Annotated in this window: 17 protein-coding genes; 6 read left to right on the top strand and 11 right to left on the bottom strand. The window is 67.2% G+C overall.

The annotated features are described in order from the left end of the window. Positions 1-64: 64 nt before the first annotated feature. Complete coding sequence (locus ABD231_RS03940; protein ID WP_344145221.1) at positions 65-730, top strand: TetR/AcrR family transcriptional regulator; 666 nt, start codon at positions 65-67, stop codon at positions 728-730. Position 731: 1 nt separating this feature from the next. Here the strand turns inward: ABD231_RS03940 and ABD231_RS03935 are convergent, their stop codons facing one another. Next, positions 732-1,088, bottom strand: coding sequence for a nuclear transport factor 2 family protein (locus ABD231_RS03935; protein ID WP_344145219.1), 357 nt, complete (start codon positions 1,086-1,088; stop codon positions 732-734). A 118-nt stretch (positions 1,089-1,206) separates the two neighbouring features. Between ABD231_RS03935 and ABD231_RS03930 the strand changes: the two genes are divergently transcribed. After that, positions 1,207-2,244, top strand: a complete 1,038-nt coding sequence (locus tag ABD231_RS03930; protein ID WP_344145217.1) for a helix-turn-helix transcriptional regulator — start codon at positions 1,207-1,209, stop codon at positions 2,242-2,244. On the opposite strand, the gene ABD231_RS03925 is transcribed toward ABD231_RS03930, so the two are convergent. From ABD231_RS03925 to ABD231_RS03895, 7 genes are all read right to left on the bottom strand, one after another. Next, positions 2,232-3,071 (bottom strand): HAD family acid phosphatase, encoded by an 840-nt coding sequence (locus ABD231_RS03925; protein ID WP_344145215.1) that lies wholly within the window; start codon positions 3,069-3,071, stop codon positions 2,232-2,234. The genes ABD231_RS03930 and ABD231_RS03925 overlap by 13 nt on opposite strands. A 61-nt stretch (positions 3,072-3,132) precedes the next feature. Further along, complete coding sequence (locus ABD231_RS03920) at positions 3,133-3,621, bottom strand: GNAT family N-acetyltransferase (protein ID WP_344145213.1); 489 nt, start codon at positions 3,619-3,621, stop codon at positions 3,133-3,135. Between the two features lie 127 nt (positions 3,622-3,748). Next, the gene (metH, locus tag ABD231_RS03915) at positions 3,749-7,387 is read right to left on the bottom strand and encodes a methionine synthase (RefSeq protein ID WP_344145211.1); all 3,639 of its coding nucleotides are present in this window, start codon (positions 7,385-7,387) and stop codon (positions 3,749-3,751) included. Positions 7,388-7,579: 192 nt separating this feature from the next. Next, on the bottom strand, positions 7,580-8,113 hold the full coding sequence (locus tag ABD231_RS03910; protein WP_344145209.1) for a TetR/AcrR family transcriptional regulator: 534 nt from the start codon (positions 8,111-8,113) through the stop codon (positions 7,580-7,582). Next, the gene (locus tag ABD231_RS03905; protein WP_344145595.1) at positions 8,110-9,471 is read right to left on the bottom strand and encodes an MFS transporter; all 1,362 of its coding nucleotides are present in this window, start codon (positions 9,469-9,471) and stop codon (positions 8,110-8,112) included. The genes ABD231_RS03910 and ABD231_RS03905 overlap by 4 nt, the downstream gene beginning before the upstream one ends. 569 nt (positions 9,472-10,040) lie before the next feature. Next, positions 10,041-11,816 (bottom strand): S1C family serine protease, encoded by a 1,776-nt coding sequence (locus tag ABD231_RS03900; protein ID WP_344145207.1) that lies wholly within the window; start codon positions 11,814-11,816, stop codon positions 10,041-10,043. Between the two features lie 82 nt (positions 11,817-11,898). Beyond that, positions 11,899-12,456: a TetR/AcrR family transcriptional regulator gene (locus tag ABD231_RS03895; RefSeq protein WP_344145205.1), complete on the bottom strand. Its 558-nt coding sequence runs from the start codon at positions 12,454-12,456 to the stop codon at positions 11,899-11,901. A gap of 74 nt (positions 12,457-12,530) precedes the next feature. Here ABD231_RS03895 and ABD231_RS03890 point away from each other — a divergent pair, with 74 nt between their 5' ends. Both ABD231_RS03890 and ABD231_RS03885 read left to right on the top strand, forming a co-directional pair. Next, positions 12,531-13,358, top strand: coding sequence for an oxidoreductase (locus ABD231_RS03890; protein WP_344145203.1), 828 nt, complete (start codon positions 12,531-12,533; stop codon positions 13,356-13,358). Between the two features lie 110 nt (positions 13,359-13,468). After that, on the top strand, positions 13,469-14,329 hold the full coding sequence (locus ABD231_RS03885) for an SDR family NAD(P)-dependent oxidoreductase (RefSeq protein ID WP_344145201.1): 861 nt from the start codon (positions 13,469-13,471) through the stop codon (positions 14,327-14,329). On the opposite strand, the gene ABD231_RS03880 is transcribed toward ABD231_RS03885, so the two are convergent. Continuing rightward, positions 14,313-15,449: an epoxide hydrolase family protein gene (locus tag ABD231_RS03880; RefSeq protein WP_344145199.1), complete on the bottom strand. Its 1,137-nt coding sequence runs from the start codon at positions 15,447-15,449 to the stop codon at positions 14,313-14,315. The two genes, ABD231_RS03885 and ABD231_RS03880, sit on opposite strands and share 17 nt — an antisense overlap. Positions 15,450-15,513: 64 nt before the next feature. Here ABD231_RS03880 and ABD231_RS03875 point away from each other — a divergent pair, with 64 nt between their 5' ends. Further along, positions 15,514-16,443: a helix-turn-helix transcriptional regulator gene (locus tag ABD231_RS03875; protein WP_344145197.1), complete on the top strand. Its 930-nt coding sequence runs from the start codon at positions 15,514-15,516 to the stop codon at positions 16,441-16,443. Positions 16,444-16,459: 16 nt separating this feature from the next. Beyond that, positions 16,460-17,284, top strand: a complete 825-nt coding sequence (locus ABD231_RS03870; protein ID WP_344145195.1) for an alpha/beta fold hydrolase — start codon at positions 16,460-16,462, stop codon at positions 17,282-17,284. Positions 17,285-17,393: 109 nt separating this feature from the next. Here the strand turns inward: ABD231_RS03870 and ABD231_RS03865 are convergent, their stop codons facing one another. Both ABD231_RS03865 and ABD231_RS03860 read right to left on the bottom strand, forming a co-directional pair. Then, positions 17,394-18,302 carry a ribonuclease Z gene (locus ABD231_RS03865; protein ID WP_344145194.1) on the bottom strand — a complete coding sequence of 303 codons (909 nt, stop codon included), beginning with the start codon at positions 18,300-18,302 and terminating at the stop codon, positions 17,394-17,396. Then, positions 18,299-19,261 carry a pyridoxal-phosphate dependent enzyme gene (locus tag ABD231_RS03860; RefSeq protein WP_344145193.1) on the bottom strand — a complete coding sequence of 321 codons (963 nt, stop codon included), beginning with the start codon at positions 19,259-19,261 and terminating at the stop codon, positions 18,299-18,301. The genes ABD231_RS03865 and ABD231_RS03860 overlap by 4 nt, the downstream gene beginning before the upstream one ends. Positions 19,262-19,288 lie beyond the last annotated feature (27 nt).

Raw genomic sequence — 19,288 nt, 5'->3', positions numbered from 1 at the left:
TATGGAAGACGTTATCAGACCGCTGGTTCGATAACAACAGACCGTTGGTCTGTAGGATGTGAGGGTGACGACTTTCCAGCGCGCCCGCAGCGAGGAGCAGCGCGCGGTCCGGCGCCAGGCGATCCTGGCCACCGCCGCGGAGATGCTGACCGAGATGCCGGTCAACGACGTCAGCCTGAACGAGCTGAGCCGCCGCGTCGGCCTGGCCAAGTCGAACGTGCTCAAGTACTTCGAGTCCCGCGAAGCCGTGCTGCTGGAGCTGTCCGCGACCGAGCTGACGTCCTGGGTGGACGACCTGGCCGCCGGGATCGCGGCGATGCCGTCGTCCGCGCCGCTCGCCAAGCGTGCCGACCTGCTGGTCGAGGTGATCGTCAGCACGATCAGCGCTCGCCCGGTGCTCTGCGACCTGATCAGCAGTCAGGCGTCAGTCCTGGAGCGCAACATCTCGACCGAGACGGCGCTGGCCTTCAAACGATCGGCCGCCGTGGGCTACGACCGGATGATCGAACTGGTCACGATCGCGCTGCCCGAGATCGGGCGCGAGGGCGCGATGCGGTTCATCCCACCGGCAAGCATGCTGGCCGGGGCGGTGTGGACCCACGCCCATCCCACCCCGGCCCTGCTGGCCGCATTCTGCGCGGACCCCTCCCTCGCGCCACTGCGGATGGAGTTCGAGCCGACCTTGCGTGAGCAGCTCACCACGCTGCTGACCGGCGTACTCCCGCGGTGAATCAGGGGGCGAAGACCGGGGTGAGGTCGGCGAAGACCTGGTAGCTGGTGATCAGGCCGGCCTCGTCGACGTCCCAGGTGCTGAGCGCGGGGAGGGTGACCTCCTTGCCGTCGAGGCGGGTGTAGGTCACGTCGGTCTCGGCGAGGGTGGTCGGGCCGACCGTCCAGACCCGGTTGATGTGGTGCTCGGTCCGCTGGACCGCCGTGAAGAACGCCGCGTTCCCGGCCAGGATCGCCTCGATCCCGACGAACGGCTCCTGGTTGCCGAACACGAACGTCGACTCGTCGGCGAGCATCGCGGCGAAGGCGTCGAAGTCCTGCGTGTCGACGGCGGTGAACACGGTGGTTGCTGCAGGCATTGGTTCCCCCAAGGAAGACGAAGTACGAACGCGGTTACGCTAACCAGCCGCCGGGCCCGGCGGCCATGCCACATTTAAGGGATACCGCCACCCGCTGAGCGTGTGTGACCATCGAGAGGTGAACCACGCTGCCCACTTCCGCGCCTACGACCAGGTGGTCTCACTGGCGGCCGCGAAGCTGCCGCTGGCCGACCTCTTCGACGAGGCCCAGCAGGTCCTGCGCCGCGCGCTGCCGCGGGACAGCAGCTGCTGGCACGCGATGGATCCGAGCACGCTGATCGAGACCCGGTACTCGGCCGAGAAGATGCCGGCGCCGACCGCGGAGATCGCCGAAATCGCTTACCTGTATGACGATTACAACTCGTTCGCCTCGTTGTTCAAGGCACCCCGGCACGCCGGGATCCTGAGCGAGGCGACCGGTGGCGAACTACGCAAAAGCAGCCGGTACGTCGCTCTGCTCGAACCAGTCGGGATGACCGGCGAACTGCGGACGGCGTTCGTCGTGGACGGCATTCCGTGGGGCTGTGCCTCGTTCTTCCGCCAGGGCGATTTCACCCCGGAGGAACGCGATTTCGCCAACGTGATCGCACCCCTGCTGGGTTTGTCCTTTCGGGCAGCAGGTGTGCACGCACGGGCCGCGGGACCAGGTGCGGATCTGTGGCCCGGCGTACTGGTGTTCGACAGCGACCGCCGGGTCGAGTCGCACACGCCGTCGACCGCGCGCTGGCTCGAGGAGTTCGGCTTCGAGGGCTCGGTGACCGCCGACCGGCTGCCGTACGAGGTGGTTTCGGTCGTCGAGCGGGTCCGCCTCACCGGCCAGGAGGCGACCGCGCGGATGCTGGGCGAATCCGGTCAGTGGATCCAGGTCCACGCCGCCCCGGCGACGGCGGAGACCGCCTGGGACCAGCGCGTGGCAGTGGTCCTGCAGGCGGCCGCCGTACCGTCGATCGCACCTCTCATCTCGGCCGCCTACGGGCTCACCCCGCGCGAGCGGGAGCTGACCGAGCTGATCCTGCAGGGCAACGACACCCGCGAGATCGCCGGGCGGCTGCATCTGTCACCGCACACCGTGCAGAGTCACCTGAAGTCGATCTTCACGAAGGTCGGTGTCCGCAGCCGCCGCGAGCTGGTCGGCCGGATTGCTCAGGGCAGGTAGTAGTTCGGATTCGGCAGCTTGAACGTACGGTCGGCGTACCCACCCTTGAGGTCGGAGTACTGGTCGCCGAAGTTCGCGACGATGTCGTAGCCCAGCGACTCGATGTGCGCGCGGGTGGCCGACTTGTAGTGGATCGTCGTACAGGCGCCGTTCGGGTCTGCCGCACAGGCCGTCTTCAAGTACGCCGGGTAGTCGGCGAGCGCGGGCTTCGTGAACAGACCGTCCTCGCCGTTCGGCAGAGTGGTCGGCTTCGGGTATCCGGCATCGATCCCGACGCCATCTGCGGTCAGGTTGCCCAGCGTCGCCTGCTCCTGCGCGGCGCCACGGCCGGTCAGGAAGAAGATCGCATAACCCTCTCGCTCAGCGGTCTTCACCAGGTCCACCATCCCCGGTACGGCGGGGAACTTCTGCCCCAGCACGTAATCCGCATTGGTCGTCGGGTTGTACGCCCAGTTGCTCGCGATCTCGTAGTTCCAGGTGGCCAGCGAGGTGTCGTCGACGTCCAGCAGGATCGCCTTGGTCTTCTTGGTGTGGTGCTGCGCCGAGATCCACCGCTGTCCCGCCTTGGCCACCGAGCCGGCCTCGCGCGCATAGTTGCTGTCGGCACCGAATGTCCCGGATCCGAGCGGATCGCCGTAGTAGTTCCGCAGCTGCTGCCGCAGTACGTCGATATTCGTGACATTGCGTTCACTGTGCGGTGTCGACGTCTGAATGGCCGGCTGCTTCGTCGCGACTCCCGCCGAGTACGCGACCCCACCGACCACCGACGTCAGCGCGACTGCCGCCGTACCGACGGCAACCATCCGCCGCGAGATGCGGATACCCATGATGACCTCTCCCAGAACGAGTTGGCTTGCTTCTGCAACCTAAACCCGTCCGGGGTGCGACTCAGCTGACAGATGTCACGGCTTTGACGTAGCGATGGCACGGGATCGGGAGGGTGCCGCGCTCGACTGACGCTGGGTAGTCGAAGGGCCCACCGTCGGTCCATCCGCAGCGCTCGTAGAACCGGCGGGCCCGGGCGTTGCCGGTCGCGACCGCCAGCCAGGCCTCGCCGTGCCCGTTGGCCGCAACCTGCCGCTCGGACTCGGTGAGCAGGATGCCCGCCACGCCCGAACCTCGGTGGTCCCGCGAGACGTACACCTGCTCGACCTCGTCGTCGACCACCATCACGAACCCGGCGATGTCGTCACCCACGACCGCGACCGTGGCGTCGCCGATCCGGTCCGCAGCACGAGTCCAGAACGACTCCTTGGTGCGGATGGCGACCAACTCGTCGGGCACATGCCCGTGGTGACCGTCGGCCCAGCCGAGATGCCAGATGGACGCGATAGCGTCGGAGTCAGCAGGCACGGCTGGGCGCAAAGTCACGGTCATGTGGGTCAGGCTAGTTCCGGACCAGGCCAGTCGGAAGGAGCCGGCCAGTCGGGGAGAAGATGGCCGGTCGGCGAGGAGCTGGCCGGCCCAGGTCGGGGCCGGCCGGCCCGGCCGAGCCCGGCCCCAGTTAAGCCGGGTCGTAGGCGAGGTTCGGGCGGAGCCAGCGCTCGATTTCCTCGACGGTTTCTCCGCGGCGGCGCGCGTAGTCCTCGATCTGGTCCTTGCCCAGGCGGCCGACGCTGAAGTAGCGGGACGCCGGGTTCTGGAAGATCAGACCCGAGACCGCGGCCGCCGGGGTCATCGCGAACGACTCGGTGAGCTCCAGCCCCAGCTTGTCGGCCTCGAGCAGCTCCAACAGCTCGCGCTTCTCACTGTGATCCGGGCTCGCCGGGTACCCGAGCGCCGGCCGGATCCCGCGGAACCGCTCCGCGTGCAGGTCCTCCAGCAGCGGCTCGGCATCCGGCTCGAACCACGCCTTCCGCGCCTCCAGGTGGATCCACTCGGCGAACGCTTCGGCGAGCCTGTCGGCCAGCGCCTTCACCATGATCGCGCGGTAGTCGTCGTTCTTCGCCTCGTACGTCGCCGCCAGCGCTTCGGCCCCGTGGATCGCCACCCCGAAACCACCGAGGTAGTCATCCGCCGGCGCCACATAGTCCGCCAGGCATCGGTTGTGCCGACCGGCCGGCTTCTCGGTCTGCTGCCGCAGCATCGGGAACGAGACATCCAGACCGTCCAGCAGGATGTCGTCACCCTCGCTGTGCGCCGGCCAGAAACCGTACGCGCCCTCGGCCGTGAAGGAGCCGTTGGCAACGATCTCGTCGAGCAACGTGTTCGCGTCGTCGAAGAGTTCGCGCGCCACCGGCTGGTCCAGGATCGCCGGGTACTTACCCTTCAATTCCCAAGCCAGGAAGAGGAACTGCCAGTCGACCATCGCCCGCAGCGTCTCGATGCTCGGCGACACCCGGCGCAATCCCGTGAATGCCGGCACCGGCGGCGTACCGTGCTCGACCGGCTCGGAGTTCGCGCGAGCCTGCTCCACGGTCAGCAGTGGTGCGCGCTGCTTGTTGGCGTGCTGCTCACGCAGCCGCTCCTGGTCCGCAGCGTTGCTGATGGCAAGCGCTTCGGCCCGGTCGTCATCCAGCAGATCCGACACCACGCCGACCACGCGCGACGCATCCAGCACGTGCACGGTCGTCTTCTCGTACGCCGGAGCGATGCGAACCGCAGTGTGTTGTTTCGACGTGGTCGCGCCACCGATCAGCAGCGGCAGCTTGAGTCCGCGGCGCTGCATCTCACTGGCCACCGCAACCATCTCGTCCAGCGACGGCGTGATCAGACCGGACAGCCCAACCGCATCGGCACCTTCAGCGATAGCCGTGTCGAGAATCTTTGCCGCAGGCACCATTACACCGAGGTCGATGACCTCGTAGTTGTTGCAGCCCAGCACCACACCGACGATGTTCTTGCCGATGTCGTGGACGTCGCCCTTGACGGTGGCCAGCACGACCTTGCCCTGACCGCGGACGGCCTCAGCGCGACCCTCCAGCCGGGCCTGCTCCTTCTCCGCCTCCATGTACGGCTCGAGATACGCGACCGAACGCTTCATCACGCGCGCGCTCTTCACCACCTGCGGCAGGAACATCTTGCCGGCGCCGAACAGATCGCCGACCACCTTCATCCCGTCCATCAGCGGACCCTCGATCACCTCGAGCGGCCGCGGCAGCTTCTGCCGGGCCTCCTCGGTGTCGGCCTCGATGAAGTCGACGATCCCGTGCACGAGCGCGTGCGACAGCCGCGACTCGACCGTGCCCTCGCGCCAGCTCAGGTCGACCTCGCGCTTGGTGCCCTTGCCCTTCACGTTCTCGGCGAACGAAACCAGCCGGTCGGTCGCATCGTCACGACGGTCGAAGATGACGTCCTCGACCAGCTCCAGCAGGTCCTTCGGGATGTCCTCGTAGACCGCCAGCTGACCGGCGTTCACGATTCCCATGTCCAGGCCGACCTTGCCTGCGTGGTACAGGAACGACGAGTGCATCGCCTCGCGGACGACGTCGTTGCCACGGAACGAGAACGACAGGTTCGAGATCCCGCCGCTGATGTGCACACCCGGACAGCGTTCCTTGATCAACGGCAACGCGTCGATGAAGTTCTTCGCGTAGCCGTTGTGCTCGGACATGCCGGTCGCAACGGCCAGCACGTTCGGGTCGAAGATGATGTCCTCGGCCGGGAAACCGATCCCGGTCAGCAGGTCGTACGCACGGCCGCAGATCGCCACCTTGCGCTCAACCGTGTCGGCCTGCCCCTGCTCGTCGAACGCCATCACGACCGCACCCGCGCCGTACGACATGATCCGCCGGGCCCGGTCGAGGAACTCCTCCTCGCCCTCCTTCAGGCTGATCGAGTTGACGACGCCCTTGCCCTGCACGCATTTCAGGCCGGCCTCGAGCACGGACCACTTCGAGCTGTCGATCATGATCGGGATCCGGGCCACCTCGGGCTCGGTCGCGATCAGGTTCAGGAACGTGGTCATCGCCTGCTCGGAGTCCAGCAGGTCGGCGTCCATGTTGACGTCCAGCAGGTTCGCGCCACCGCGGACCTGCTCCAGCGCCACGTCGACCGCGGCCTGGTGGTTGTCCCCCTCGATCAGCCGGCGGAACCGCGCCGATCCGGTCACGTTGGTCCGCTCACCGATCATCACGAAGCCGGTGTCGGCACTGATCTTGAACGGCTCCAGGCCGGAGAAGCGGGTGGTGTGATCAGTCGGTACGACGGGCCGCGGCGGCAGGCCCTTGACCGCGGTCGCGATCTGGGCAATGTGCGCCGGCGTCGTCCCGCAACAACCGCCGACGATGTTGACCAGGCCCGATTCGGCGAACTCGTGCAGCAAACCAGCCGTCTGGTCCGGAGTCTCGTCGTACCCACCGAAGGCGTTCGGCAGGCCGGCATTCGGGTGCGCCGCGACGAACGTGTCGGAGAAGCGGGACAGATCGGCGACATGCGGACGCGCCTCGGCCGCGCCGAGCGCACAGTTGACGCCGACGACGAGCGGGTCGGCGTGCTCGATCGAGCTCCAGAACGCCTCGACGGTCTGCCCGGACAGGGTGCGGCCGGACAGGTCGACGATCGTCACCGAGATCCACAACGGCAGATGCGGCGCGACCTCCTGGGCGGCGGCGATCGCAGCCTTGCAGTTCAGCGTGTCGAAGATGGTCTCGATCAGCAGCAGATCGACACCGCCCTCGGCCAGTGCGGCGATCTGCTCGGCGTACGTCGCCTTGACCTGCTCGAAGGTGACCGCCCGGTACGACGGGTCGTCGACCTTGGGGGACAACGACAGCGTCACGTTCAGCGGGCCGATCGAACCGGCGACGAACCGGTCACCGAACTCGTCAGCCGCCTGCCGGGCGAGCTGCGCGCCGCGCACGTTCATCTCGTGGACGTACGCCTCCAGGCCGTAGTCGGCCTGCGCGATGCTCGTCGCGGTGAAGGTGTTCGTGGTGGTGATGTCGGCGCCGGCCGCGAGGTACTGCCGGTGGACGTCGAGAATCAGGTCCGGACGGGTCAGAATCAGCAGGTCGGGGTCGCCGGTGACGTCATGCGTGTGATCGCGGAAACGGTCACCCTGATAGTCCTCGGTGGTCAGCTTGGCGCCCTGCAACATCGTGCCCCAGGCACCGTCCAGCACCGCCACTCGCTCCGACAACAGCTCCCGAAGTCTCGCTGTGCTTGTTGCTTGCCCCACCCCGCCGCCCCGGTCAATTCTCATCCGTCGCGTCACCTCCAGATTCGCTCCGGAGGCGCCCTTGCAACGTGCCTCCCCAACGAGGCCCCACCCGAGCGTGGCGGATCGTAAAGATCCGTTGCAGCGCCTCTCGAGCCGGTCGCACCATGTTAGCGGCGTCACAGCAGGATGACTGCCTCAATGTCCAGCGTACGAGACACCTGTTCATATTTCGAGCTAGTGGATCAGCGCCTGAATCGCCGGGGCGTAGAGGTCGACGATCCGCTCGGCCTCCGCGGTGGCGGCCGAGCCGGTCTTCTCGATCGCCATCGCGGCACTGAGACCGAGCAGTTGGGCGGTGATCAATTCCGCTCGGAGGTCGACATCCGGGCCGGTCAGGCGGTTCGCGAAGGCGCGGGTCACCTGATCACGGAAGTGTTCGCGAATCAGGGCGCGTTCGTCACCACCGCCGGCCGCGAAGATCACCCGTACCAGCAGATCCAGGCCGTTGTCCCGGCGATAGGTGACCAGCGTCCGGACAGCATGCGCACCGAGCTCGGCATCCGGCGCCGCGAGCAGCAGTTCCGCGGCCTCGCTGAAATCCGCGACTCGTTCGAAGAGCGCTTCCTTGCTGCCGAAGTGCTTCACAATCAGTGCCGCGCTCACGTTGGCGTCTGCGGCAATCCCGCGCAACGTCACCGCGGCGTACGGCTGCAGGGCGAACGCACGCCGAGCGGCGCGAAGGATCGCCGTACGGCCTGGGTCGATCACGACGCACCCGCCGGCCTGCGGCCCGGGATCAACGCGACCAGCCCCGCAGCGACCGCCGCGGCCAAGCCGGCGATCGCGAACACGATCAGGTACGCCGACAGCGTCGGGGCGACGCGGTCGCCCTTCGACACGGTCACAGTGGTCAGCACGGTGGCCACGATCGCGCTGCAGATCGCGGTCCCGACCGTGCGCATCAGGGTGTTGAGGCCGTTGGCAGCCGCCGTCTCGGTCACCGGCACAGCATGCATGATCAGAGCCGGGAGTGCCGAATACGCAATCGCCGTACCGGCCGACACCACGGTCGCACCGAGCACGATCCCGGCGATCGAATGGCTCGTGAAGAACCGAACGACGTACCCGGCAGCCATCAGCACCGACGCGATCGCCAGGCTGAACCGGGGCCCACGTGCGGTCGAGATCCGCGCCGAAACCGGCGACAACAACACCATCGCGACCCCGCCTGGCAACAGACACAAACCGCTCACCACGATCGATGCCCCGAGCCCGTATCCGGTCCAGGTCGGCTCTTGCACGAGCTGCGCAGTCGCCAACGAGTTGGCGTAGAACGCGAACCCGATCAGCAACGCACAGGCGTTCGTGAACAGGACTGCGGGGCGGGACGAGACCCGCAGATCGACCAGGGGGCAGACTGTCCTGAGTTCGAACCAAACCCAGACCGGTACGACGGCGATTGCGCCGAGCGCGAGCGCGATCGTCGGGCCGGCGCCCCACGCGCTGCCCTTCGAAACCGCAAGCAGCAGACAGACGAGGAACGCCGCGAGCCCGAGTGCGCCGACAATGTCGAACCGCCCGCTGGTCCTGACGGTGGACTCGGGGACAAGCAGCAGCACCAAGAGGATGTCGAGCACGCCAAGACCGACGCAGATCCAGAACATCGTGTGCCAGTTCCAGTACTCGACCACCAACGTCGCAGCCGGAATCCCGAACGCCGCCCCGACCCCAAGCGTCGAACTCATCAACGCGATCGCCGGAATCACCCGCCGCGGCGGCAACTCATCCCTCAGGATGCTGATCCCCAGCGGCACCACCGCAATCGCGGCCCCCTGAAACGCCCGCCCAACAATCAACAGCGGCAAGTCAGAACTCGTGGCACAGAACAGCGACCCAACCACCATCGAGCTCAACGCAACCAACAACACCCGCCGCTTGCCATACATGTCGCCAGCCCGCCCGAGCAGCGGCGTAAACACCGCCCCAGTCAGCAGCGTCACCGTCAACAACCAGCTGACATCAGCCGCCGACCTCCCCGTAATCCCAGGAAACTCCGGCAACAGCGGCACCACAATCGTCTGACTGACCGAAACCAGTACCCCACAAGACCCCAAAACCCCCAGCACCGCCCGAGCCCTCACCCCACCACAGTAAACACCTGTTCACCACCCCATCCACCCATTTCCACCCTGCGGAACACCCCAGCCCCCTCCCCCGCCTCACCTAACGCCCAAAGGTGGGTCGGCTGCTCTTTGAGCACAGACCCCCACTTTGAGAACCCACCAACCATCTCGACGCGCTCACCACTGTCGACAGGTACTCAAAGACGCGATCCGCGCCCAAAGATCCACGCGCAAAGGTGGGTCGGCAGCTCTTTGGGCGCGAAACGCCACTTTGAGAAGCCACCAACCACATCAGCGGCTCGCCCATGGTCGAACGCTGCTCAAGGTGGGGTGGGGTGGGACGTGAAAGCGGGCCCGGGCGCCTCGGGGAGGGGGAGACGCGCCGGGCCCGGTGCGGGCCGCCGAGCAAGGGGGTGGTGCTGGCGACCCGGGTTGGGGTTGGTGCCGGCCGGGCCGGCGGGGTGGTTAGCCGGGATGGGCCGGCGGGGTGGTTGATGCCGGGTGGTCCGGCGGGGTGGTTGATGCCGGGTGGTCCGGCGGGCGGGTTGGTGCCGGGTGGGCCGGTGGGTGGGTTAGCGGACTGGGCCGGTGACTAGTTCGATGGTGGCTTTGTGGGATTGGCCTTGCTGGTCGGTCCAGGCGACCTCGACCTTGTCGCCGGGGTGGTGCTGGTCGAGGAGCTCGGACAGGGTCTCGGGTGAGGTGACGGGCTTGCCGTCGAAGGAGGTGATGACGTCGCCGGCGGTGATGCCGGCCTCGTCGGCCTTGCCCTGCGGGATCACGTCCTGGATCGCGGCACCTTGGACACCGGCGTTCGGGACGATCGAGACACCGAGCAGCGGGTCGGCGCCGATGTGGATGTCCGCGGACTCCTGGCCCGACTGGATCTTCTTGGCGATGTCCATCGCCTGGTTGATCGGGATCGCGTACCCCTGGGCGCCGGTACCGCTACCGCCCTGTCCGCCGTTCCCTTGACCACCATTTCCTTGCCCGCCATTTCCTTGCCCGCCATAACCCTGGCTGCCGTCACCCTGGCTGCCGTCACCCTGGCCCCCGTAGCCCTGGTTACCCTGACCCGGGTCGCCGTACCCCTGGCCGCCGTAGCCCTGGCCGCCGTTCCACTGGCCGCCGGTGCCGGGGTCGCCGTACGGGTTCTGGGGGAAGCCGTCGCCGTCGGCGGCTAGGTGGGGGTTGGAGTTGGTGGCGGTGCCGGCGGAGGTTTGGCCGGGGTTGCCCTGGCCGCCGTTGCCGCCGTTGTTGCCGGCGGTGTCGACGCCGATCACCTCGCCGTTGGCGTTCGCGAGCGGGCCGCCGGACTGACCGGCCTGGATGTTCGCGTCGGTCTGGAGGAGGTTCTTCAGGTTCTCGGGGTCCTGGCCGTTCTGGTCGGTCGCGGTGATCGCCTGGTTCAGCGCGGTGATCTTGCCGGCCGCGTACGTCGGCGTACCGCCCTTGCCACCCGCGTTCCCGATCCCGACCACCTGGTCGCCGACCTTGACGTTGTCGGAGTTCCCGAGCTTCGCGGTCTGCAGACCCGAGGCATCCTTCAGCTTCAGTACGGCGATGTCGTGGTCCTCGTCGTACCCGACCACAGTCGCGACATACGTCTTACCGTTGCCCACATCCGTAACCGTGATCGACGTCGCACCCTCGATGACGTGGTGATTCGTCAGGATCACGCCATCCGAAGTCAGCACGATGCCAGTACCCGCAGCCTTCGCATTCTCCAACCCGAGCACGGTGTTGATGTTCACCAACCCAGGCGACACCTTCGACGCGACAGCGGCCGGGTCGAACTGCGTCTGCGACAACTGCGAACCGTGCGAACCGCCAACCTGCTGATCGATGCCCCAGGCAACCGATCCAGCGACCAGCAACGCCGCGATGCTCATCGCACCAGCAGCGAGCAACCGGCGCTTCTTCTTCCGCGGCGGCTTGGCCGGACCGGAACCGATGACCTGACCGGGCACCGGTGGATAACCACCGCCACTGTGCCAGCCGCCGTACGGCGCCGGCACCTGTGCCTGCTGCGGATGCTGCACCGGCTGCGGATACTGGGATCCCTGAACAGGTGCCCCCGGCAACTGCCATCCCGGGTTCTGCCAACCCTGATTCGGCACCGGCTGGTTCGGTGCCGGCTGGTTCGGTGCCGGCTGGTTCGGTGCCGGCTGATTGGGTGCCGGCTGGTTCGGAGTGGACTGCTGGTACTGCGGTCCGGGCGGAAGCGGGATCGCCCGCCGCGGAGTCTCTTCCTCCGCCCGCGGAGCATTCCACTCGGGTCGCGGACCCTGATCGGGCCGCGGCCCTTGTGCCTGCTGGTCGTCCTGCTGTCCCGCACCGTCGCTCATTGCCGTTGCCCTCCTCAGCCCAGTTCCTTCTGGTACGAGTAGAGCTCGCGGATCTGAGAACAGACTCGGGTCAACCAATGAATCAGCTGAGAATCTTTTCCACCGCCGCGATCACAACCTTCCGCCGCGAAGCTCGGCTAGGCGTGGCCGCGCCGTACTCAGGTGTCATCGACGACCAGCTCGTCGCGATCGCCTGGATCAACGGCAGCAGGCTGACCGACGAGAACTGCTTCGACACGGTACGGCGGCGCTGCGCGCGATCGAGCTCGTCGAGTCGGTGCTGGTTCACCGCAATGATCGCCTCGAGCGGTTCACCGTCCGGCCGCTCGAGCCGGTACCAGCTGGTCAGCCGCAACCGCGCGGGGTTGTCCTCGAAGTAGTCGAACAGTCGCCCCGCGTAAGCCGGAAGATCCTCGGTGTCGAAGCCGACGACCTCCAGATACTCGTCGACGGAGGCGCTGAAGACGGCGTCGAACAACCCGTCCTTGTTGCCGAAATACGCGTAGAGCATGGCCTTGTTGCACCCGGCCACCTCCGCGATCCGTTGCACCCGGGCGCCGGCGATCCCGCGCTCGGCGAACTCCTCGGTGGCCGCGGCCAGGATCTTGTTTCGGGTCCGGTCGGCATTCCGCTGCTGCATGCGGGAATCATATAACCAACCGGTTGGTTATATGCTCATGAAGTATCCAACCGTTTGGTTAGTTAGGACTGACAATGAGCAAGGTGTGGTTGATCACCGGTAGTTCCCGTGGCCTCGGGCGTGCGCTGGCCGAGGCAGTGCTTGCGGCTGGCGACCGGGTCGTCGCGACAGCGCGGACCCCCGAGCAGCTCTCCGACCTGGTCACGAAGTACGGCGATCAGGTGCGGGCAGTCGCGCTGGACGTGACGGACCCGGCGGCCGCGCGGGCCGCCGTACAGACTGCTGTGGACGAGTTCGGCGGCCTCGACGTGGTCGCGAACAACGCGGGCTACGCGAACAGCGCCGCGATCGAAGAGACCCCCGACGATGACTTCCGCGCCCAGGTGGAGACGAACCTGTTCGGCGTGGTGAACGTGACGAAGGCAGCGCTACCCGTGTTCCGCGAGCAGAAGAGTGGGCACTTCCTGCAGTTCTCATCGATCGGCGGCCGGGTCGGCGGGACGCCGGGGATGGGCGCGTACCAGACCGCGAAGTTCGCCGTCGAGGGGTTCTCCGAGGTACTGAACAACGAGGTGAAACCGTTCGGTGTGAAGGTGACGATCATCGAGCCGGGCGCCTTCCGGACCGACTGGGGCGGTTCGTCGATGACGATCGCCCCGACCCACCCCGACTACGACGAGACCGTCGGCGCGATGAACCGCTATCGCGTCGAGGCCGACGGCAAGCAGGCCGGCGACCCCGCGAAGGCAGCCCAAGCCATCCTCCAGGTGGTCGATGCCGACCAGCCCCCGATCCGCCTCCTCCTCGGCACCGACGCCTTCACCCGCGCCCAGCAAGGCGCCCAGGAGCGGGCCGACGAGACCGCTGCCTGGGCGCACCTGTCCACCTCGACCGACTACTGACGGAGGATCCATTGCGGGTGGCGGTGTGGCTCGGGTCACTCGTCGTAGCTGTCACAGGAAGTGGGCGGGCGGCGTCTTGTGGGCGAATCCAACGAGAGAAGGAAGAGCCTATGAGCAAGGTTTGGTTCGTCACCGGGTCGTCGCGGGGTCTGGGCCGCGAGTTCGTCGAGGCCGCTTTGTCGCGCGGCGACAAGGTCGCGGCGACCGCACGGACGACGGAAAGCTTCGCGGAGCTGGTGACGGAGTACGGCGACGCGCTGCTCCCGCTGCAGATGGACGTGACCGACAAGGCCGCCGTCGACCAGAGTGTGCAGCGGGCCCACGAGCACTTCGGCCGGCTGGACGTGATCGTCAACAACGCCGGTTTCGCCCAGATCGGCGCGATCGAGGAACTGAGCGAGCAGGAACTGCGGGACCAGCTGGAGACCAACCTGTTCGGTGCGGTGTGGGTCGTCAAGGCCGCACTGCCTTACCTGCGGGAGCAGGGCTCCGGCAACATCATCCAGTTGTCCTCGGCGGCCGGGCTCATCGCGATGCCGCTCGGCGGCGCGTACCACGCGTCCAAGTGGGCCCTCGAAGGCCTGAACGAAGCTCTCGCGCAGGAGGTCGCCGAGTTCGGCATCAAGGTCACCATCGTCGAGCCCGGCGGCTTCGCCACCAGGAAGGGCAAGAACCCGGATCCGCTGGCCAATGACCACATGGCCCAGCCGAGTCCGGCGTACGACGACCTGCGCAAGCGGCTCGGCGCAATAGCCGGAAAGCAGCCTGCGGGTGACCCGGCCGCGGCAGCGCAGGCCCTGCTGAAGATCGTCGACTCGGACAACCCGCCGCTCCGGATCCTCTTCGGCCTGGGGTTCTACCCGATGATCCAGCAGGCCTACGCCGACCGCCTGAAGACCTGGTCCGACTGGCAGGACCTCTCCCTGGAGGCCCAGGGCAATCTTCAGGTGACTTCTAGCGAAGGTCGCTGAAGAACTCGCGGACGTCGGCCACCAGCAGCTCGGGCTCTTCGAGGGCTGCGAAGTGGCCGCCGTGGTCGATGTCGTTCCAGCGGGTGACCGTGTTCTCCTGCTCGACGTACTTGCGGACCGGCACGTCGTGGGCGAAGGCCAGTACAGCGGTGGGGACGCCGGAGTTCACCTTGCCGGCTCCCCAGGCCTGCGCCTGCGCATAACCGACGTACGCCGCCGAGTTCGCCGTACCGGTCAGCCAGTAGAGCATCGCGTTGGTGAGCAGGCGGTCGTTGCTGATGACGTTCTTGGGGTCGGTCCAGGCGTGGAACTTGTCCATAATCCAGGCCAGCTGCCCGACCGGCGAGTCGACCAAGCCATAGCCGAGCGTCTGCGGGCGGGTCGCCTGGATCGCGATGTAGCCGAACTCCTCCTGCATGAACTTGCCGATCCGCGCGACACGATCCTGCTCCAGCGCACTCAGGCTCTGCAGCTCCTCATCAGCCAGCGGGAGCGGCGGCATCGGGCCGGGCCCGCCGTTCGTGTGGACGCCGACCACGTGCTCGCGAGCCGCCCGCGCCACCTCGGGTGACACCGCACCACCGATGTCACCACCCTGTACGCCGTACTTGTCGTACCCGAGCCGGTTCATCAGCTCGGCCCAGACCCGGCCGATCCGGTCAGCGGTCCAACCACCCTCGGAGACCGGACCGGAGAACCCGAATCCGGGCAGCGCCGGGATGACCACGTGGAACGCGTCGGCCGCGTCGCCGCCGTGGGCGACCGGGTTCGTTAGTGGACCGATGAGGTCGAGGAACTCGACCACCGAGCCCGGCCACCCGTGCGTCAGCAGCAGCGGCAGCGCGTTCGGCTCGGCCGAGGTCACGTGCAGGAAGTAGATCTGCTGGCCCTCGATCTCGGTCGTGTACTGCGGGAACGCGTTCAGCTCGGCCTCCGCGGCCCGCCAGTCGTACTTGGTCCGCCAGTAGTCGACCAGCTCGGTCAGGTACGCAACCGGTACGCCGGTGGTCCAGTCGTCACCGGGCAGCGGGGTGGGGAGCCGGGCGGCGGCCAGTTTCGCGGCCAGCTCGTCGAGTGCGCTCTGCGGGATGTCGATGCGGAAGGGCTTGATCGTCGTCATGTCTTGTAGTCTTCCAGCCAGTTAGGTCAACTCCTGTCCTAGGCGACCGGAAAGAATTCTGCGCATGCTGGAAACCTCCGCACGACTCCTCAAACTGCTGTCGCTGCTCCAATCCCCCAGGGACTGGAGCGGCGCCGCCCTGGCCGCCGAGCTCGGCGTCGGCCCGCGAACCGTCCGGCGTGACGTGGAGAAGCTGCGCAACCTCGGCTACCCGGTCGACGCCGTACCGGGCGTGGCTGGTTATCGGTTGGGCGCCGGGGCGTCATTGCCGCCCCTGCTCCTCGACGACGAGGAAGCTGTCGCCGTGGCGGTCGGTCTTCGGCAGGCTGCCGGTGGGACGGTTGCCGGGATCGAGGAGTCGTCGGTTCGTGCGCTGACCAAGCTTGAGCAGGTTCTGCCTTCGCGGTTGCGGCATCGGGTCAAGCTGCTTCAGGGCGTCGCGGTGACACCGTCTGGGGCGGCCGCGGTCCAACCGGATGTGCTGCTGGCGGTCGCCGAGGCGTGCCGCGATCACCAGCGCCTGCGGTTCGACTATCGCAACCACGACGGCACGGAAGCCCGCCGTACGACGGAACCGCATCGCCTGGTGAATACCGGTCGCCGCTGGTACCTGATCGCCTGGGACCTCGACCGCACCGACTGGCGCACCTTCCGCCTCGACCGCGTGCAGCCGGTGATCCCCACCGGACCGCGCTTCACACCACGCGAGGTCCCCGAGACCAAGACCGCATCGGCCGGCTACCGCTACCAGGCCGTCTTCCGCATTCAGGCCCCCGCCGAGGTCGTCGCCGACCAACTCGGCCCCAACGTCGCCACCGTGACCGCGATCGACTCCGCAACCACCAGGGTCGAGGCCGGCTCCAACTCGCTCGACGAACTCGCCCTGTACGTCGGCCTTCTCGGCCACCCCTTCGACATCGAGTCGCCGCCTGAGCTCATCGCCCACGTCCGCGACCTCGCGCAGCGGCTGACTCTCGCCGTACCGAGTATCTGAGCGGTAGCGTGCGGTCATGTCGTTGACCGGGGTCGAGGATCGGTACGTCGAGACGGTGCTGGGGAAGATCCGCGTGCGGGTACGGGGATCCGGGGAAGCGATGCTGTTCTGGCCGAGTCTGCTGATGGACGGGACGTTGTGGGCTGGGCAGATCGCGCATTTCGCCGACCGCTATCAGGTGGTGCTGGTGGATCCGCCGGGGCACGGTGGGAGCTCGGATCTTGCGGGGCCGTTCAGTTTTGAGCAGTGCGCGGACGTCATCGTGGCGATCATCGACGAGTTGGGTGTCGAGAAGGTCCATGTCATCGGCAACAGTTGGGGCGGGATGATCGGCGGCACGTTCGCCGCTCTGCATCCGGACCGAATCGGCGTTGCTGTGTTGATGAATGCGACCGCCTCGCCGTCGAACCCGCGCCAGAAATTCGAGTACGGATTCCTCACGTTGGCGGCCCGATTGCTAGGCGGGATCCGCGGTCCGCTTGTCGGTCCCGTGGTCGATGCCTTCCTCGGACCGACGGCGAAACGCGAGAAGCCCGAAGTCGTTGCCACAGTCAAGCAACTCGCCCAGCAGGTGAACGTGAAGTCCGGCCTGCACGCCGTCACCAGCGTCGTCCCGCACCGCCCCGACCAGCACACCCTCTTCGGCCAGATCCGCACCCCGGTCCTCGTCGTCGCCGGCGCCGAGGACGCGACCTTCCCGGTCGCCGAAACCGAACTGATGGCCGACTCCATCCCCGGCGCCCGCTTCGTCGTACTGGAGCAGTCCGCCCACCTCGCCGCCCTCGAATCTCCCACCGAGGTGAACGCCCTCATCGACGACTTCCTCGCCGACAACCCTTGATCGTCTGCACAACGACAGGACGTATAGGGGTGGCACACGCCGTGGCCCGCCTGAGGCATGAGTGCGTTGGGGGCCAGTGGGCGTATACGTCCTGTCGGTCGGCGGATGGTCAACGCCGGGCGGGGACCGCGGTTCGGGAGAGGTCCGAGGCGACAACGATTTCGCCGGAGAATTCGGCGGCGGCTTCTTCGTGGAAGCGGGCGGGTTCCAGGTAGCGCTGGGAGAAGTGAGTGAGGACGAGTTTGCGGACGCCACATTCCTGGGCGACTCGGGCGGCCTGGCGGGCGGTGAGGTGGCCGAAGCGGCGGGCCAGGTCGGCTTCGGCGGAGAGGTAGGTGGACTCGATCACGAGGAGGTCGGCCTGGTCGGCGAGGGCCAGCACGTTCTCGCAGAGGCGGGTGTCCATGATGAAGGCGAAGCGCTGGCCACGACGGGGTTCGCTGACCTGGTCGACGTGAACCGTGCGGCCGTCGACCGTGATGGAGCCGGCGCGCTGCAGGCGGGAGACATCCGGGCCGGCGACGCCGTGGGCCTTCAGTTGGTCGGGGAGCATCCGTCGACCGTCGGGTTCGATCAGCTGGTAGCCGAACGATTCGATCGAATGCTCCAGCCGCCGCGCCCACAACTGACCGAACGAACCGACGGCCAGCAAGCCGTCTTCCTCGACCGGCTCCTCCAGCAATTCGGCCCGCTCGTAGAAGGCAGCGGCGTACCGGAGGCGGTTGAAGTACTCCTGCCCGGATGCCGGATAGTGCGCACGAACAGCATGCGGTACGTCGTCCAGTGACAGCCGCTGCACGATTCCCGGTACGCCGAGACAGTGGTCGCCGTGGAAATGCGTGATGCAGAGCCGCGTAATCGCGCCGGCCGCGACCCCGGCGTACAGCATCTGTCGTTGGGTGCCCTCCCCCGGATCGAACAGAAACCCGTCCTCGTCCCAGCGCAGGAAGTACCCGTTCTGGGTGCGTTCGCGGGACGGCACCTGGCTTCCGGTGCCGAGGACGACCAGTTCTCTCAAGCCAGTACCTCGGCCAGCGTCTTCGAGGAGATGTTGGCGCCACACGACACCACGGCCACGCGGCCGGTCGTCAGCGTCCGGGCGGCCGCGAACGCCATCGCGGCGGAACCCTCGATCAGGTGGTGCTCGGTGTCGATGACCGCCCGCAACGCGTCGCGGATCGCGGGTTCGTCGACGAGGATCCATTCGTCGACGAGTTCCCGGCACAGGTCGAAGGTGATCGCGCCTGGTTCGACACTGCCCGCCGTACCGTCGGAAAGCGTTGGCGCTGCGTCGACCGTGACGATCTCGCCCGCGCGCGCCGACTCGGCCATCGCGGCATCGGCTGACGGCGAGGCGCCGTACACCTTGATGCCGGGGAGCTGTTGCTTGAGGACCGCTGCGATACCGCTGATCAGACCGCCGCCACCGACGGCGACGACCACTGCATCCAGCGGTTCGCCCTTCAGTTGTTTGATCAGCTCGACCCCGATGGTTCCTTGGCCGGCGATCACGTCGGCGTCGTTGTACGGCGAGACGTAGGTCAGGCCGTGTTCGTCCGCATAGGCCCGTGCCTTCAGCTCCTGGGCGCCAGTGTCGTTGCCCTCGGCCCGGAGTTCCGCGCCGAGTCGTTGGAGCGCGGCGACCTTGCTCGTCGATGCGTTCTCGGGGAGGTAGACGATCGCGCGTCCGCCGAGGAGGGCCAGTGCGTTGGCGACGCCGAGGCCGTGGTTGCCGGAGGAGGCGGTGACGACGCCGGCCTGCCGCTCGGCGTCGGTCAGGGAGAGGATCTTCGCCAGCGCTCCACGTGCCTTGAATGAGCCGGTGCGCTGGAGGTGTTCACACTTGGCCAGCACCTCGATCCCGAGGTCCGCACCGAAACCGTGGAACGGCAGCAACGGCGTCGGCGGCAGGTACTCGTGCAGCGACGGCGCGATCCCCCGCGAGCGAGCGGCGATCTCGGCAGCGGTCACCGGCATTGGGCCTCCTCATAAGCTGTGCTTCTC

The organism is Kribbella yunnanensis (assembly GCF_039529655.1).
GTDB classification, from domain to species: domain Bacteria; phylum Actinomycetota; class Actinomycetes; order Propionibacteriales; family Kribbellaceae; genus Kribbella; species Kribbella yunnanensis.
This window is presented reverse-complemented; position numbering and strand designations above follow the sequence as displayed.